The organism is Allobosea vaviloviae (assembly GCF_001298265.1).
Lineage (GTDB): Bacteria > Pseudomonadota > Alphaproteobacteria > Rhizobiales > Beijerinckiaceae > Allobosea > Allobosea vaviloviae_B.
The window spans coordinates 95,686-111,585 of sequence record NZ_LGSZ01000010.1 but is presented as its reverse complement, the minus strand read 5'-3'; the positions used below and the strand labels follow the sequence as shown (position 1 = coordinate 111,585).

Annotated in this window: 18 protein-coding genes; 12 read left to right on the top strand and 6 right to left on the bottom strand. The window is 66.4% G+C overall.

The window, feature by feature from the left end; all coding sequences use genetic code 11:
- The first annotated feature begins 31 nt into the window (after positions 1-31).
- From thrC to AE618_RS01955, 6 genes are all read left to right on the top strand, one after another.
- A complete protein-coding gene (thrC, locus tag AE618_RS01980) occupies positions 32-1,447 on the top strand; it encodes a threonine synthase (protein WP_054207378.1) in 1,416 nt (471 codons plus the stop codon).
- A complete protein-coding gene (locus tag AE618_RS01975) occupies positions 1,444-2,817 on the top strand; it encodes a M16 family metallopeptidase (RefSeq protein ID WP_248310715.1) in 1,374 nt (457 codons plus the stop codon). Before thrC ends, AE618_RS01975 begins: the two co-directional genes overlap by 4 nt.
- 4 nt (positions 2,818-2,821) lie before the next feature.
- Positions 2,822-3,421: a GNAT family N-acetyltransferase gene (locus AE618_RS01970; protein WP_054207377.1), complete on the top strand. Its 600-nt coding sequence runs from the start codon at positions 2,822-2,824 to the stop codon at positions 3,419-3,421.
- Positions 3,422-3,591: 170 nt separating this feature from the next.
- Entirely contained in the window at positions 3,592-6,534 is a 2,943-nt protein-coding gene (locus tag AE618_RS01965) for an EAL domain-containing protein (RefSeq protein WP_054207376.1), read from the top strand.
- A 61-nt stretch (positions 6,535-6,595) separates the two neighbouring features.
- Positions 6,596-6,814 carry a hypothetical protein gene (locus tag AE618_RS01960; RefSeq protein WP_054207375.1) on the top strand — a complete coding sequence of 73 codons (219 nt, stop codon included), beginning with the start codon at positions 6,596-6,598 and terminating at the stop codon, positions 6,812-6,814.
- A complete protein-coding gene (locus AE618_RS01955) occupies positions 6,811-7,395 on the top strand; it encodes a Fic/DOC family protein (RefSeq protein ID WP_054207374.1) in 585 nt (194 codons plus the stop codon). The genes AE618_RS01960 and AE618_RS01955 overlap by 4 nt, the downstream gene beginning before the upstream one ends.
- A gap of 15 nt (positions 7,396-7,410) precedes the next feature.
- Here the strand turns inward: AE618_RS01955 and AE618_RS01950 are convergent, their stop codons facing one another.
- Positions 7,411-8,022, bottom strand: coding sequence for a YqgE/AlgH family protein (locus AE618_RS01950; RefSeq protein WP_054207373.1), 612 nt, complete (start codon positions 8,020-8,022; stop codon positions 7,411-7,413).
- A 258-nt stretch (positions 8,023-8,280) separates the two neighbouring features.
- Here AE618_RS01950 and AE618_RS01945 point away from each other — a divergent pair, with 258 nt between their 5' ends.
- The 3 genes from AE618_RS01945 (at position 8,281) to AE618_RS01935 (ending at position 10,196) form a co-directional block, all read left to right on the top strand.
- The gene (locus AE618_RS01945) at positions 8,281-9,057 is read left to right on the top strand and encodes a protein-disulfide reductase DsbD domain-containing protein (protein ID WP_156330049.1); all 777 of its coding nucleotides are present in this window, start codon (positions 8,281-8,283) and stop codon (positions 9,055-9,057) included.
- Positions 9,058-9,107: 50 nt separating this feature from the next.
- Positions 9,108-9,593 carry a peroxiredoxin gene (locus AE618_RS01940; protein ID WP_054207371.1) on the top strand — a complete coding sequence of 162 codons (486 nt, stop codon included), beginning with the start codon at positions 9,108-9,110 and terminating at the stop codon, positions 9,591-9,593.
- A gap of 150 nt (positions 9,594-9,743) precedes the next feature.
- Entirely contained in the window at positions 9,744-10,196 is a 453-nt protein-coding gene (locus tag AE618_RS01935; protein WP_054207370.1) for a hypothetical protein, read from the top strand.
- A gap of 54 nt (positions 10,197-10,250) precedes the next feature.
- Here AE618_RS01935 and AE618_RS01930 read toward each other — a convergent pair whose 3' ends face one another.
- Both AE618_RS01930 and AE618_RS01925 read right to left on the bottom strand, forming a co-directional pair.
- Positions 10,251-10,517, bottom strand: a complete 267-nt coding sequence (locus tag AE618_RS01930) for a hypothetical protein (RefSeq protein ID WP_054207369.1) — start codon at positions 10,515-10,517, stop codon at positions 10,251-10,253.
- A gap of 73 nt (positions 10,518-10,590) precedes the next feature.
- A complete protein-coding gene (locus tag AE618_RS01925) occupies positions 10,591-10,995 on the bottom strand; it encodes a hypothetical protein (RefSeq protein ID WP_054207368.1) in 405 nt (134 codons plus the stop codon).
- 172 nt (positions 10,996-11,167) lie between these two features.
- Here AE618_RS01925 and AE618_RS01920 point away from each other — a divergent pair, with 172 nt between their 5' ends.
- Together AE618_RS01920 and AE618_RS01915 are read left to right on the top strand one after the other, a co-directional pair.
- Entirely contained in the window at positions 11,168-11,617 is a 450-nt protein-coding gene (locus tag AE618_RS01920; protein ID WP_054207367.1) for a GNAT family N-acetyltransferase, read from the top strand.
- A gap of 207 nt (positions 11,618-11,824) precedes the next feature.
- On the top strand, positions 11,825-12,898 hold the full coding sequence (locus tag AE618_RS01915) for a sensor histidine kinase (protein ID WP_054207366.1): 1,074 nt from the start codon (positions 11,825-11,827) through the stop codon (positions 12,896-12,898).
- A gap of 53 nt (positions 12,899-12,951) precedes the next feature.
- Here the strand turns inward: AE618_RS01915 and AE618_RS01910 are convergent, their stop codons facing one another.
- Entirely contained in the window at positions 12,952-13,338 is a 387-nt protein-coding gene (locus AE618_RS01910; protein ID WP_054207365.1) for a response regulator, read from the bottom strand.
- 146 nt (positions 13,339-13,484) lie between these two features.
- On the opposite strand from AE618_RS01910, the gene AE618_RS01905 reads away from it, so the two are divergent.
- Positions 13,485-14,468, top strand: a complete 984-nt coding sequence (locus tag AE618_RS01905) for a sensor histidine kinase (RefSeq protein WP_054207403.1) — start codon at positions 13,485-13,487, stop codon at positions 14,466-14,468.
- 21 nt (positions 14,469-14,489) lie between these two features.
- Here AE618_RS01905 and rnhA read toward each other — a convergent pair whose 3' ends face one another.
- Both rnhA and AE618_RS01895 read right to left on the bottom strand, forming a co-directional pair.
- Positions 14,490-14,936 carry a ribonuclease HI gene (gene rnhA / locus AE618_RS01900; protein ID WP_054207364.1) on the bottom strand — a complete coding sequence of 149 codons (447 nt, stop codon included), beginning with the start codon at positions 14,934-14,936 and terminating at the stop codon, positions 14,490-14,492.
- Entirely contained in the window at positions 14,933-15,898 is a 966-nt protein-coding gene (locus AE618_RS01895; protein ID WP_054207363.1) for a homoserine kinase, read from the bottom strand. The genes rnhA and AE618_RS01895 overlap by 4 nt, the downstream gene beginning before the upstream one ends.
- Between the last annotated feature and the right edge of the window lie 2 nt (positions 15,899-15,900).

The window sequence follows — 15,900 nt, the reverse complement described above, 5'->3', positions numbered from 1 at the left end:
TCATCACGCCAGATCACCGAGACAAGACGCCGTGCTGCATGTGTCCACCCGCGGGGAGGCTCCCGCCCTCTCCTTCTCCGATGCGCTGCTCGCCGGGCTTGCCCGCGATGGCGGGCTTTATGTGCCCAAGACGTTTCCGACGCTGACGGCGGACGAGATCGCCGGCTTTTCCGGCCAGAGCTATGCGCAGGTGGCGGAGCGTGTGATCGGTGCGCTGGCTGACGGCGACATCGAGGATGCGGCGCTGTCGGCGATGATCGCCGAGGCCTATGCCACCTTCCGGCATCCGGCCGTGTGCCCGCTGAACCAGATCGGCGACAACCTGTTCGTGCTGGAGTTGTTCCACGGCCCGACGCTCGCCTTCAAGGATGTGGCGATGCAGCTGCTCGGGCGGCTGATGGACCATGTCCTCAAGCAGCGCGGCCAGCGTGCCACCATCGTCGGCGCGACCTCGGGCGATACCGGCGGCGCGGCGATCGACGCCTTCAAGGGGCTGGAGCGGGTGGACGTTTTCATCCTGTACCCGCAGGGCCGCGTCTCGGACGTGCAGCGCCGGCAGATGACGACCGTCGAGGCCGACAATGTCCATGCGATTGCGGTCGATGGCACCTTCGACGACTGCCAGAACCTGGTGAAGGCGCTGTTCAACCACCACGCCTTCCGCGACGAGATCGGGCTGTCAGGCGTGAACTCGATCAACTGGGCCCGCATCGCGGCGCAGGTGGTGTATTACTTCACCGCCGCCGTCTCGCTCGGCGCGCCCGGCCGCAAGGTGTCGTTTGCCGTGCCGACCGGGAATTTCGGCGATGTGCTCGCCGGGTTCGTGGCCAAGCGCATGGGGTTAGCCGTCGAGCGCCTTTTGATCGGCACCAACAGCAACGACATCCTGGCGCGCACGCTGGAAAGCGGCGCCTATGAGATGAAGGGCGTGCATGCCACGACCTCGCCCTCGATGGACATCCAGATCTCCTCGAATTTCGAGCGCCTGCTGTTCGAGGTGCATGGTCGCGACGGCGCGGCCGTGCGCCGGCTGATGCAGTCGCTGCAGCAATCGGGCCGATTCGAGATCGCTCCCGGCCCGCTGGCGGCCATCCGCGCTGAGTTCGACGCGGTCGGCATCGACGAGGCCGCGACCTCGGCCGAGATCGGCCAGACCTGGCGCGAGGCCGGCTATCTGCTCGATCCGCATACGGCGGTGGGCGTCGCGGCAGCGCGCGGCGGTCTCGCCAGGGACCCGGCGACGCCGATGATCGTGCTCGGCACCGCCCATCCCGCCAAGTTCCCGGCTGCGGTGAAGGCTGCAAGCGGCGTGACGCCAGCGCTTCCCGCCCATCTCGCCGATCTGATGGAGCGCGAGGAGCGCTTCACGCTGCTGCCCAACGACCAGGGGGCGATCGAGGCCTTCGTCCGCGCCAAGGCCCGCGCCGTGCGGGGAGCAGCGGCATGAGCGCGGGGACGAATGCGGAAACCAGCGCGGAGATGAGCGCGGCCGGCCCGGCCGAGATCGCCGAGGTCGCAGCCAGCGGCCTGCGCGGCGCGCATGATCCCGATGTCGGGCTGACGACGCTGCCGTCTGGCCTGCGCGTCGTCTCGCAGCGCATGGCGCATGCAGCGACGGTGTCGCTCGGCATCTGGATCGGCGCGGGCTCGCGCGACGAACTGCCCCATGAGCACGGCCTCGCCCATCTGCTCGAGCACATGGCCTTCAAGGGCACGGCACGGCGCAATGCGCTGGAGATCGCCGAGGCGATCGAGAGCGTCGGCGGCGATCTCAACGCCGCGACCTCGGTCGAATACACCTGCTACACGGCGCGCGTGCTGGGTGCCGACCTGCCGCTGGCGGTCGACATCCTCGCCGACATCCTGACCGCCTCCTCGCTGACCCCAGAGGAGCTGAAGCGCGAGAAGGGCGTGATCCTTCAGGAGATCGGCGCCGTCCAGGATACGCCCGACGATCTCGTCTATGACCGCTTCCTGCAGGCGGCCTTCCCCGACCAGCCTCTCGGCCGGCCGATCCTGGGCACGGCCAAGACGGTGAAGAGCTTCACGCCCGAGGCGATCCGCGCCTATCTGGCGCGGCACTACCATGCCGGCAACATGGTGCTGGCGGCGTCTGGCGCCGTCGATCATGCCGAGCTGGTCAAGCTCGCGGAGACCCATCTCGCCGCCCTGCCTGCGAGCCCCGCGACGCCGCCGGAGCGTGAGAGCGGCCGCTATCTCGGCGGCGAGGCGCGGGTCACCAGCGACGAGGAGCAGGTCCATCTCGTGCTGGGCTTTCCCGGCCAGGCGTTCAAGGACGGCGCGCATTATCCGCTGCAGATCTTTTCGGCGGTGCTCGGCGGCGGCCTGTCGTCGCGGCTGTTCCAGGAGGTGCGCGAGCAGCGCGGCCTGGCCTATGCGATCGACGCCTTCCACTGGCCCTTCTCGGATTGCGGCGTCTTCGGCATCGGAGCCGGCACGGCGCCCGAGGATGTCGGCGAGCTGATCGAGGTCGCGCTTTCCTGCCTGCGCCAGGCGGCGGAGGACACCAGCGAGGCCGAGGTGGCGCGCGCCCGGGCGCAGATGAAGGTCGGGCTGCTCGCCTCGCTGGAAAGCCCCGGCGGCAAGCTCGAACAGATGGCCCGACAGGTTCTGCTCTTCGGCCGGGCGATCCCGCGCGAGGAGCTCGCGGCGCGGCTCGATGCGGTGACGCTCGAGGATGTGCGGGCCGCAGGACGCTCGCTGCTCGGCCACCAGCCGACGATCGCGGCCGTCGGTCCACTGAAGGGTCTGCCGACAGCCACGAGGCTGAAGCAGGCAGCGCGGGCGGCGGATTAGGACAATGGCGCTGTTCCGCTTCACGACAGAGCCGCCCACGCGCCCGCTGATCCGGACACAGAACCTGATCCTGCGGGCGCCTCAGGCCACCGACTACGCCGCCTGGGCCGTGCTGCGCATGGAAAGCCGCGCGTTCCTGACGCCCTGGGAGCCGACCTGGAACGAGGACGACCTGACCCGGACCTCGTTCCGGCTGCGGGTGAAGCGGGCCGCCCGCGAGATCGCCGCCGACGAGGCCTATTCGCTCTTCCTTCTCGACGCCCGCTCGGAGATGCTGCTCGGCGGACTGACGCTCGGGCTGATCAGGCGCGGCGTCGCGCAGGCCTGCACGCTGGGCTACTGGATGGGCCAGCGCCATGCCGGCAAGGGCCATATGAGCGAGGCTGTCCGCGGCGCGCTGCGCTTCGCCTTCCAGGAGCTGGCGCTGCACCGCGTCGAGGCCGCCTGCCTGCCCAGCAACGCCCCGTCCCGCCGGCTGCTCGACCGGGTCGGCTTCCAGCATGAGGGGCTGGCGCGGTCCTATCTCCGGATCAACGGAGCTTGGGCCGACCACCTGCTCTATGCCGCCCTGGCGAGCGACAGGCTGCCGGACGAAACACGGTGACTGCGGGCGGAGTGCAGGGCCATCGCTTTTGTTGTTCCGTGAGGCCGCGGCCGATTCCCTCCCCCCGCAAGCGGTGGGGAGGGAGAAGTAAGCGCTGCGCCTTGTTCACGCCCCCGCAGGACGCCTTGCCCTTGCCACGAGCCGCCGATAGGACTGACGCCCGAAGACGCATGACAATTCCCCGCCCCCAATCCGAGCGCAGCTTGACCCTTCCCGACCGACTGATCCGGTTCGGCCTCGCTATCGCCGGGCTCGCACTCTGGCTCGTGCTCGCGGCGGCCGAACCGGCGGCTGCCGTCGAAGCCGTGCGCGTCCCGGTCGATGCCACCGTTCTCGACCTGACCAATGTCGTCGAGCGCAACAAATCCGACGGCGACGTCATCCAGATCTCGACCGCGCCGGGGCCCGACGGCATCGTCCGCCGCATTGCGGTGCGGGCCCGCGAGTCCGGTGCGCGGCCGGACTGGATCGTCTTCGCGCTGACCAACGATTCCGACGAGCAGATCGACAGGCTTCTGGTCGCACCGTTCCATCGGCTGATCGGCTCGGGCGTGATCTGGCCCGATCTCGGCGACAGCCGGATCGAGGCCGTGACCGCGAGCCAGGGCCTCAGCCCCGAGCGCGAGGTCAGCCCCGACGCCGACGTCTTCCTGATCACGCTCGACCCCGGCACGACGGTGACCTTCGTCGCCGAGCTGAAATCGCCCAACCTGCCGCAGCTCTATCTCTACGAGCAGGATACCTATCGCCAGAAGACCAACGGGCTGACACTCTACAAGGGCATCATCATCGGTATCGCCGGGCTGCTGGCGCTGTTCCTGACGATCATCTTCGTGGTCAAGGGCGCGGTGATCTTTCCGGCCGCAGCGGCGCTGGCTTGGGCGGTTCTGGCCTATGCCGGGCTCGATTTCGGCTTCTTCCAGCGCATCTTCCCGCTGACGCCGGCGATCGAGCGCATCTACCGGGCGGGTGCCGAGGTGGTGCTGGCGGCGACGCTGCTCGTGTTCCTCTTCGCCTATCTCAACCTGGCGCGCTGGCATGTGCGCTACAGCCACGTCACCATCGTCTGGATGCTGGGGCTGGCCGCGCTGGTGGGCCTTGCCGTCGTCGACGCGCCGATGGCGTCGGGCATCGCGCGCATCTCGATCGCGGCGGTGGCGGCCGTCGGCTTCGTCCTGATCCTGCATCTGGCGACGCATGGCTATGAGCGCGCGGTGATGCTGATTCCGACCTGGTTCCTGCTGGCGGTCTGGGTGACGGCGGCGGGCTTCACCGTCACCGGGCAGTTCCAGCGCGATCTGGTCGCGCCTGCCCTGTTGGGCGGGCTCGTGCTGATCGTGCTTTTGATCGGTTTCACCGTGATCCAGCACGCGTTTGCCGGCAGCGGCCTGTCGCAAGGCCTCGTCTCCGACACCGAGCGGCGGGCGCTCGCCCTGTCGGGCTCGGGCGACCTCGTCTTCGACTGGGATGTCAGCGCCGACAAGATCTTCGTCTCGCCGCAGATCGAGACGCTGCTGGGCCTGGGGCGCGGCGCGCTCGAAGGCTCGGCCGCGCGCTGGTTCGAGCACATGCATGTCGCCGATCGCGACCGCTATCGCGTCTCCCTCGACGCGGTGCTGGAGCAGCGGCGCGGCAAGCTCAACCTCGACCTGCGCCTGCGCTCGGCCAATGGCGCCTATCACTGGTTCAACCTCAAGGCGCGGCCCGTCATCGGCTCGGACGGCGAGGTCATCCGCGTCATCGGCACGCTCGCCGACGTCACCGAGCAGCGCACCGCGCAGGAGCGCATGCTGCACGACGCGGTCCATGACAACCTGACCGGCCTGCCCAACCGCAAGCTCTTCCAGGACCGGCTCTCGGCCGTCTTCGGCTTCACCCGCGCCGACGACAACATCCGCCCGACGGTGCTGGTGATCGACATCGACCGGTTCAAGCAGGTCAATGAATCCGTCGGCTTCTCGGCCGGCGATTCGATCCTGCTGACGCTGGCGCGACGGCTTGGCCGGCTGCTGCGAGCGCAGGATACACTCGCCCGCATCGGCGGCGACACCTTCGCGATGATCCTGGTCTCCGAGCGCGATCCAGAGCGCATTCTGGCGCTGGCCGAGCTGGTGCGCCGCGCCGTCTCGACGCCGATCACCTTCGCCGAGCGCGAGATCCTGCTGACGCCTTCGGTGGGTCTGGCGCTGTTCGACCCGGCGCCGGCGGCGCGCAAGGACGACGCCTTGAAGAACGCCGAGCTCGCCATGGCCCATGCCAAGCGTCAGGGTGGCAACAAGATCGAGGTCTTCGTGCCGGCGATGCGGACCGACCGCAACGACCGCCTCGCGCTCGAAAGCGACCTGCGGCGCGCCATCGAACGCGGCGAGATCCAGGTGATGTACCAGCCGATCGTCCGGCTGGAGGACCGCACCATCGCAGGCTTCGAGGCTCTGGTGCGCTGGGACCATCCGCGCGAGGGCCGGCTGATGCCGCAGGACTTCCTCGCCATCGCCGAGGAAACCGGGCTGATCGTCGATCTCGGCGTCTATGTGATGGACCGCACCGCGCGCGAGCTCGAGGCCTGGCAGGCGGCGCTCGATGTCGACCCGCCGATCTTCGCCAGCGTCAACGTCTCCAGCCGGCAATTGCTGCGCCACGATCTGCTGCATGACGTAAAGACCGTGCTGGCGCGTCGGCGCATCCTGCCGGGCACGCTGAAGCTCGAGATCACCGAAAGCCTGGTGATGGAGAACCCGGAATACGCGGCGCAGATGCTGTCGCGCATCCGCGATCTCGGCGCCGGCCTGTCACTCGACGATTTCGGCACCGGCTATTCCTCGCTGTCCTATCTGCAGCGCTTCCCCTTCGACACGATCAAGGTCGACCAGAGCTTCGTGCGCCAGATGGGCAACGGCAAGCCGCCGGTGATCCTGCGCTCGATCGTCCAGCTCGCCGCCGATCTGCGCATGGACGTGGTCGCCGAGGGGGCAGAAAGCGAGTCTGACGCGATCGAGCTCTACCAGCTCGGCTGCCAGTACGCGCAGGGCTACATCTTCGGCCAGCCGATGAGCGCGGCCGAAGCGCGGCGGCTGATGGGCGCGGCGGCGGCGAGTGCCAGCGAGGCGGCTTGAGCGAGCGCCTGAAACTGAACGCGAAGTAGAAAATGGCGACGGAATAGTGTAAGCTGGCGCTATGCGCAGCCTTGGCAACCCGACAATTGACAAGAATGCAGCTTCCGGTGATCGGCTGCGCGTCGCTGCTCATCTGCACGAAATCGAAGGTAATCCTCTCGATCAGGAGCAGATTGAGATGTTCGAGATGTTTGAGCGAGAGGGCTGGTCGGACGATCGCATCCTGGCGCATCTGCGTGCGCGAGCCGCTGCGACCCGAGGTGCTCAAGCCGCCGAATGAGCGACGAGGTCTACTGCTATCCTCCCGACTTTATCGTGCTGAGGAACAGACTCGACCTTCGCGACGAGGCTGAGCTCGACCTTCACGAGCGCGAGTTGGTGTCGTTCCGCATCAAGCAAGGCATCCCCTCGGGACAATTCGACCTCGCTCACCTCCGCGCGATTCACCGCCACCTGTTCCAGGACGTCTACGACTGTGCCGGCGAACTTCGCACCGTCGAGATCGCCAAGGGCGGCAACCAGTTCCAGTTCCGCCAGTACATCACGACCGGCATGGCCGATGTTCACAGGCGCATCGTTGCAGCCAAATTTCTCAAAGGCCTGTCCGCCCGCGCCTTCGCCGACAAGGCCGGCGAGATCATCGGCGACGTTAACTACGTCCATCCGTTCCGGGAAGGAAACGGCAGGACGCAGGCGCTCTATCTCGAAGCGCTGGCGCGACAGGCGGGTCACCCGATCGACCTGACGTGCATCGTCCGCGAGCAGTGGATGGAGGCTTCGAAAGCCGCCCATGCCGGGAATTACCAGCGCTTCGGCGACTGCATCCATGCGGCGCCTGCAGCAAAAGCCGATGGTGATTGAGGTCGGCGGGCCGCCTCAAGCGTGCCCGGCCTCGCTCGACAGAAAGGCAGGGTCGATGCCGATCTTGCCCAGCGCGCGGTTGTACTTCGTGTCGATGCCGTCGTCGAAGAGCAGGGCCGGATCGGCGGCGCAATGCAGCCAGCCATTGGCCTGGATCTCGGATTCGAGCTGGCCTGCGCCCCAGCCGGCATAGCCCAGCGCCAGCACCGCGTTCTCCGGCCCGCTGCCGATGGCGATGGCCCTGAGGATGTCGAGTGTCGCGGTCAGGCAGATGCCGTCATCGATCGGCAGCGTCGCCGATTCCAGGAAGAAATCGGCGGTGTGCAGCACGAAGCCGCGCTTGGTCTCGACCGGGCCGCCGCGCAGCACCTGCAGGCGCTCGGCCTGGCTCGGGAGCCGAATCAGCTCTTCGGGCGGGATCACGTCGAGCTGGACCAGGAGATCGGGAAACCGCGTATCGGCCGCCGGCTTGTTGACGATGATGCCCATCGCGCCATCCTCGGAATGGGCGCAGACATAGACGACGCTGCGGCTGAAGCGCGTATCGGCCATGCCGGGCATCGCGATCAGGCACTGCCCGTCGAGATAGCTGCGGCCGCTGACGCGTTGATGTGAGCCGATCTTCATGCTGCCATGCTAGATCACTTTGACCCGCCCTGGGAACTGGGGGCGGCTCTGGAAAACACGGGCACCGTCTTTGCGCCCCAAAGTCGCGCCACCATGATGCGATCACGCTTCATCACGCGATTGTTCGGCGGTAGAGCGCTGGTTTTGGTCGCAATTTCCAACTGCAAAGCCTAAATTTCGACTGTGAAACGCTTGCTCCCCCTCCTTGCGCTCCTTGTCGCCGTGCTGAGCGCACCCGCGCATGCGCAAGAGGCTGCGATGTCGCCCTGGTCGAAGGGCGATCATGCGTCCTTGCGCCTGATCGCGGGCGCCACCGCCGCGTCCGGCAAACAGCGCGTCGGCGTCGAGATCGTGATGACGCCCGGCTACAAGACATACTGGCGCAGCCCCGGCGACTTCGGCCTGCCGCCGGTCTTCGACTGGACCGGTTCCACCAATGTCGGCGGGCTCGACGTGCGCTGGCCAGCGCCCGAGCGCTTCCAGGACGCGAATGGCTATTCGATCGGCTATGTCGGCGAGGTGGTGATCCCGGTTTCGGTGCAGCCGGTGGACCCCGCCAAGCCGGTCATGCTGGTGCTGAAGCTCGACTACGCCGTCTGCGAGAAGATCTGCATACCCGTGAGGGGCGAGGCCAGGCTCTGGCTGGAGCCGGGCGTGACCTCGGTGTCGTCGCCGCGTCTGGAGAGCTTCGAGGCGCGCGTGCCCAAGCCTGTGACGCTCGGGCCGCACAAGGAGAAGATCTCCATCCTCGAAGCCAAGCTCGACGAAGGCGCGATCGATCCCGGCCTTCGCCTCGTGCTGCAGGGACCTGCGGAGTCCATGGTCCAGGATGTCTTCATCGAGGGTGCCGGGATGTGGTCCTTCGGCAAGCCGACGCTGAGCCGCCAGGCCGACGGGACGACCGTCGCGCTGCTGCGGATCGCAGAGCGGCCCAAGGGAAGCGCCGGCCCGGTGCCCTTCATCATCACCGTGCGCGGCAAGCCCGGCGCGATCGAGACGCGGCTCGACCTCGACATCCCCGCCGCCAAGCCCTAATTCGTGAGGCTCGCGGCGCCCTGCCGCAGGCTTCACGGAGAACAGGCGCGATGACCATCAAGGTGGGTGACAAGCTTCCCCAGGCGACGTTCCGGCTGATGACGGCCGACGGCCCGGCCGCCAAGACCACGGACGATCTGTTCAAGGGCAAGAAGATCGTGCTCTTCGCCGTCCCCGGCGCCTTCACGCCGACCTGCCACAAGAACCACCTCCCCGGCTATCTGGAGAAGGCCGCCGAGATCAAGGCCAAGGGCGTCGACGCGATCATGGTGACGAGCACCAACGACGTCTTCGTCATGGATGCCTGGGCGAAGGCCACCGGCGCCGCCGGCGTGATCGAGTTCCTGTCGGACGGCAACGCCGATTTCGCCAAGGAGATCGGCCTCTCGCTCGACGGTTCGGGCTTTGGCCTCGGCACCCGCTCGCAGCGTTATTCGATGATCGTAGAGGACGGCGTGGTGTCCTCGCTCAACATCGAGGAAGGCCCGGGCAAGGCCGAGATCTCCGGCGCCACGGCGCTGCTCGAAAAGCTCTGAGCGCAAACGTTCGCGATCGAGCCCGCGTCGTCCGCAAGGGTGACGCGGGCTTTTTGCTGAGGCTGGATGGGTCGTTTCGCCCTATGCTATCCGCTGTCGGCAACGGGTCGGGAGCGGTCCTTAAGCATTTTCACTTGATGATCCAGGCTGATGGAAGAGTTTTACGAGCCCTCCTCAGAGTTCCTTTGCAAGGTCGTCAGAGGCGAAATTCCGCTTTCGGGCAGCGAATTCGCGCAACAAAACCTGCAACTGCTCATTGCCCATATGAGCGATAGCGATACGTCGAACCGCGATTGGGCCACGCTCTTGCTGGCTGGGCAGGACATCGACACCGCCGAAGTTCGAGAGGCTCTTCTTGCGGCAACGCGGGACGAGGACGCGTGTGTTCGAGCGGAAGCACTCCTTGGCTTAGCGGAGCGTGATCCGATTCTGGCTCTTCCCCTCGTCGAGAGCGAGCTTGAACGTCACGAAGTCGGCTATGGCACGTTTCAGGCCGCACATGCGATTGCCAGCCCGACGCTACTGAATGGGTTGCGCAGGTGGTGCGGGCGAGGCGGCGCCCCCTGGATCGACGATGAGATTAATGATGCGATTGCTGCGTGAGAAGCTGCCACTGACAGAAGAGGATAAAACCTCCGCAACGGGTCGAAAGCGGAATTAACCGGGCTCTTCCGGGCGGCTCGTCCGACCGAGACTATCTGTCACTGGCGCTCTCCCGACATCATCCAATTCAGGAAAGAGGTCAAAGATTCGGCATAGATAGTCGTAGTCAAGCGTTCCGATCACTATGCCTGCTGCTCGTTTCATTTCTTGGAAAGTGGCATCGGACATGCGGCCTTCTAGAAGCTGCCAGCTTTGATTGATGTGCCGAATGGCTTCCAAGATGTGATTGCGGGCCTCTTGAGCGGTATCTCTATCAAGCATTGCTCTTTCCACCCCCCAAGGGAACGAGTTCGACCGTAGTCGGCCACGTCCGCAACGGGTTGATAGCGGGCCTTCAGGCGGGGGGTCTCACATCGGTGAACGATTGGCGCACCAGTTCGAGCACCTGTTCGTCCTGGGTTTCGATCTCGCACCACGAGCTGTCGATGGCTCGGACGATCATCCAAGGCTCTGTTTCGTCTCTCAGGTAGGCCCTGAACTCACCCCAGATGACCTGCCCGGTCTGATTGACTAGCTCAACTAGCACGGTCCCGGGCACCAAACTCTGTGAATGGGATAGAGCTTCGAGCCGATCCGCCGCCTCATCCCCGACAATCATCACATCTTCATCGTAGCGAGCTACCCCAGCAACGCGCCAGAAAGCCTGAAGAGCGCGCTCGCCTAGCAGCTTGAGAACGCTACGAGGATCGACCACTGCAAAGCCAGAAGGCTGACTGTCGTGTATTTGAAGTGTCTGCATGCGCTGTTTCCGTGCTGATAACGCCATCCTGACATCAAGCCGAATGTCGGAGAAGGGTCGCCACCGGACTCCGCCCCGCCCCCTCCCGCCGCTGATCGATCCGATCTCGCTTCGTCATGAGACAGACGGCGCGTGCCGTCCTAGCGTCTGCGCTCTTCGCCGGAGCCAAGCCATGACCGCCCTCACCATTCGCCCGCTTGTCGCCACCGACCGCGCCGGCTGGAACCCGCTCTGGCAGGGCTATCTCACCTTCTACAAAGCCGCGCTGCCGGCCGGGACCGACGATGTGACCTTCGCGCGCCTCACCGGCGGGGTCGAGCCGATGGGCGGCTTCGTCGCCGAGCGTGACGGGCAGCTCGTCGGCATCGTCCATTGGGTGACCCACCGCACCACCTGGCGCGAAGCCGACATCTGCTACCTGCAAGACCTGTTCACCGCGCCCGAAGCACGCGGCACCGGCGCCGGGCGCGCGCTGATCGAGGCCGTGCGCGCCATGGCGCAGGCCAAGGGCTGCTTTCGCGTCTACTGGCAGACGCATGAGAGCAACGTGCAGGCGCAGGCGCTCTACGACAAGGTCGCCGACAAATCGGGCTTCATCGTCTATCGCCAGCCGCTGGGGTGATGGCCCGGCCTCGATCCAGCGATGCGGGCGCGACGGGCGGCAGCAGCCTCGCATCGGCCCCTGTCGATTATGCCCCGCTTCGGAAAGCGTTGTGCTAGGGTGGCTCCACGAGGAGAGGTTGCATCCATCCGGGCGCACCGCATCCGCAGCAAGCGCTGCTGATTCCGCTTTCGCTCCGAAAGCATACAGCGGGCACAAAAGCCACCTATGAACGACACATCGACCTTGCCGCACACCGAGCTCGCTCTCGGGCTGGCGCTGGCCGTCATTTCGACATCGGACGCTCCGCTCCTGATGCTCGACGCTGACCTCGCCATCGTGGTCGCGAGCCGTTCTTTCTGTCGCATCTTTCAAATCGGTCCGGCCAGCACCGCCGGCCGCTCCCTGGCCGATCTCGGCACAGGCGAATGGAACGTGCCCCAGCTCGACTCGCTGCTGCGGGCAACCGCGGCGGGATTCGCAGAGGTTCAGGCCTATGAGATGAACCTTCAGCGCGCTGATGAGAGCCAGCGGCGCGTCGTCATCAATGCCCACAAGCTCGACTACACCGGCGGCGACGTGCGCCTGCTGCTCTCGGTGACGGACGTCACCGATGCGCGCAACAGCGAGAAGCAGAAGGACGACCTGCTCCGGGACAAGGCCGTCCTGCTGCAGGAGCTGCAGCATCGGGTCGCCAACAGCCTGCAGATCATCGCCAGCATCCTGATGCAGAGCGCACGCAAGGTTCAGTCCGAGGAAACCCGCGGCCATCTCCACGATGCCCATAGCCGGGTGATGTCGGTCGCGACGCTGCAACAGCAGCTCGCCACGTCGCATTTCCGGCGCGTGCCCCTGCGGGCCTACCTGACCAATCTCTGCCGCAGCATCGGCGCGTCCATGATCCAGGATCACAGCGCCTTGACGCTCGAGGCGGAGATCGACGAGAGCACAGTCGAAGCCGACGTCTCGATCAGCCTAGGGCTGATCGTCACCGAACTGGTGATCAACGCCCTCAAGCACGCCTATCCGAGCGGGCAAGGCGGCCGGATCAGGGTCACCTATCACGCCGCCGATGCCGAATGGGCGCTGAGCGTCTCCGATGACGGCGTCGGCATGCCCGAGGAGACGGCCGACACCAAGGGCGGGCTCGGGTCCGGCATCGTCAAGGCGCTCGCCCAGCAGCTCGAGGCCACGATCATCATCATAGATGCCCAGCCGGGCACCGTCGTCACCCTGCGCCACGGCATGGGCAGGCCCTCCGAAGGGAAGGTCGTCGCGACCGAGGGCGTCGCTTATATCTGACGCCTCGGGCGACGGGCCCAAGGCCTGTCAGCCCTGCCCGTCAGCCCTGCCCGTCAGGCCTCGCTGTCGGCGCGCGGGACCGCCTCGGCCGCCTTGCGCAAGGCGGCCTCCATCGCGGCGCCGTCATAGGGCTTGGCGAGGAAGGTCGTGGCCGCCGGCAATGCGGTGTTGGCCGGCAGGATGCGGCCGGAGGTGACGATGATCGCCACCGGCGGCCAGCGCTCGCGCACGGCGGCTGCGAGCTTCAACCCGTCCATCGAGCCGGGCATTTCGATGTCGGTCACCAGAATGCGGATGGTCGGCTGCGATTCGAGCAGCCTGATCGCCTCGTCCGCATGGGCGGCTTCCAGCGCGACATAGCCGGCATCCCTGACCATATCGGCCAGATCCATCCGGATGAGAGGCTCGTCATCGACGATCAGCACGACAATCTGGGGCATTCCTGAAAACTTTCGTTAGGAAAGCCTAACCGCCTCGCGGCGATATAGTTCACGCTTTTCGTCGACACGGTGCTAATATACTGAAATATTACTGGATCACGGTGCCGTTTTCATTGAAATCGCTCGACAAAAATCCGGCTGCAGCCGTGTCCACACCGTGGACCCCGCGCCATCTCAGGCTGGCGATCGACGCCGCCGGCATCGCGCTGTGGTCGTGGAACGTCGACAGCGACGCGTTCACGATGGATGGCCACGGCTTTCTGATGTGGGATCTGCCGCCCGCGCCGACCGTGGTGTTCGAGGAACTGTCGGCCAAGATCCATCCCGCCGATCGCGACCGCGTGCGCGAGGCCTTCGCCGCGACGCGCGCCATCGTCGGCCCCTATGAGATCGACTTCCGCATCCTCATCGGCGACGTCGTCAAGTGGATCTCCGCGCGCGGCCAGGGCGACGACGCCGACATCCAGGGGCGGGTCATGTACGGCGTCTTCCTCGACGTCACCGGCCGCAAGCAGGCCGAGGAGGCCAATGAGCTGCTTGCCGGCGAGATGAGCCACCGGGTCAAGAACCTGCTGAGCATGGCGACCGCCCTGACCTCGATCAGCTCCCGCTCCGCCACCTCGACCGAGCATATGGCCGGCGAGCTGATCAGCCGGCTCTCGGCGCTCGGGCGGGCACATGATCTGGTGCGGCCGGTGAGCGGACGCAAGGAAAACGGCGCTCTGCTCGGCGACCTCCTGACCATCCTGCTGGCGCCCTATGACGACGAAGCCGCGTTCAGCGGGCGCATTCGTGTTGCGGTTCCGCGCATGTCGGTCGGGGAGAGCGGCGCGACGTCGCTGGCCATGGTGTTGCACGAGCTGGCGACCAATTCGGTCAAATACGGGGCGCTGTCGGCCGCGACCGGCACGCTCGACGTCGCCTGCGCCGTCAATGGCGAGGAGATCGTGCTGGTCTGGACGGAGCAGGGCGGGCCGCGGATCACCACGCCGCCGGACACCAGCGGCTATGGCAGCAAGCTCCTGATGCGCAGCATGCAGTCGCAGCTCAACGGCAGCGTCGCGCGCGACTGGACCGAGGACGGCGCCATCATCACGCTGCGGATCGACTCGCGGCGGCTGGCCGTGTGACAGGCGCGCCGCCGGCGGCCCTCACCGCCCCGGCTTGAACGGCGCCATGCCGGCGCGGGCCAGCTCGTCGGCGCGCTCGTTCATCGCGTCGCCGGCATGGCCCTTGACCCATTTCCATTCGATCTTGTGCTGCTTGAGCGCAATGTCGAGGCGCTTCCAGAGCTCCTCGTTCTTGACCGGCTTGCGGTCGGCGGTCTTCCAGCCGTTCTTCTTCCAGCCATGGATCCAGGCGGTGATGCCCTGGCGCAGATACTGGCTGTCGGTGTGGAGCGCGACCGTGCAGGGCCGCGTCAGCGACTCCAGCGCCGCAATCGCGCCCATCAGCTCCATGCGGTTGTTGGTGGTCATCGCCTCGCCGCCGGAGAGTTCCTTCGCCGTGCCCTTGTAGGACAGGATCACGCCCCAGCCGCCGGGGCCGGGATTGCCCGAGCAGGCGCCGTCCGTCCAGACTTCGACGGTGTCAGTCATGGCTTCAGCCCGTAATCGCGCGCGTCGGCGACACGCTGGTGGAAGGCGAGCTTGCGGTCGTATTCGAGCGGATCATGCGGCTTGACCAGCGCGCCGGGCGGCACGTTCAGCCAGTCGACCAGCCGCGTCAGCAGGAAGCGCAGGGCCGAGCCGCGGCAGAGCTGCGGCAGGGCCTCGATCTCGGCTGCCGTCAACGGCCGCACGCTCTGATAGCCCGCGAGCATCGCCTGGCCCTTGGTCAGGTTGAAGGAGTTGTCCGCCTCGAAGCACCAGGAGTTCAGGCAGATGGCGAGGTCGTAGGCGAAGGCGTCGGTGCAGGCGAAATAGAAGTCGATCAGGCCCGAGAGCCTGTTCTTGAGGAAGAAGACGTTGTTGGGGAAGAGGTCGGCATGGATGACCCCGGCCGGCAGATCGTCTGGCCAGTGCGCCTCATGCACCGCGATCTCGGCATGCAGGCGCTGGAGCAGTCCCGGCGAGACCGTGTCGGCGGCAGCGCCCGCCCGATCGGCGAGCGGCCGCCAGTCCGGCACCGACAGCGAATTCACCCGCGACATCGGAAAATCCGCGCCCGCCTGATGCAGCAGCGCCAGCCCACGGCCGACCTCGCCGCAATGCGCGGCGTTGGGGCGGCGCACCGACAGACCGTCCAGGAAGGTGACGATCGCGGCCGGGCGGCCTGCGAGCCGGCCGACAGCCTGGCCGTCGGGCGTCTTGACCGGCTGCGGGCAGATCAGGCCCCTGTCCGCGAGATGCTCCATCAGCCCGATGAAGAACGGCAGATCGGCTGCATCCACGCGCTCCTCATAGAGCGTCAGGATGAAGAAGGCCTGCGTCGTGTGCAGCAGGAAATTGGAGTTCGAGACGCCCTCGGCGATGCCCTTGACGGAGAGCAGATCGCCGATGCCGTAGCGGGCGACGAACGCCGCCATCTCATCATCGGGAACTTCGGTATAGACGGCCAAAA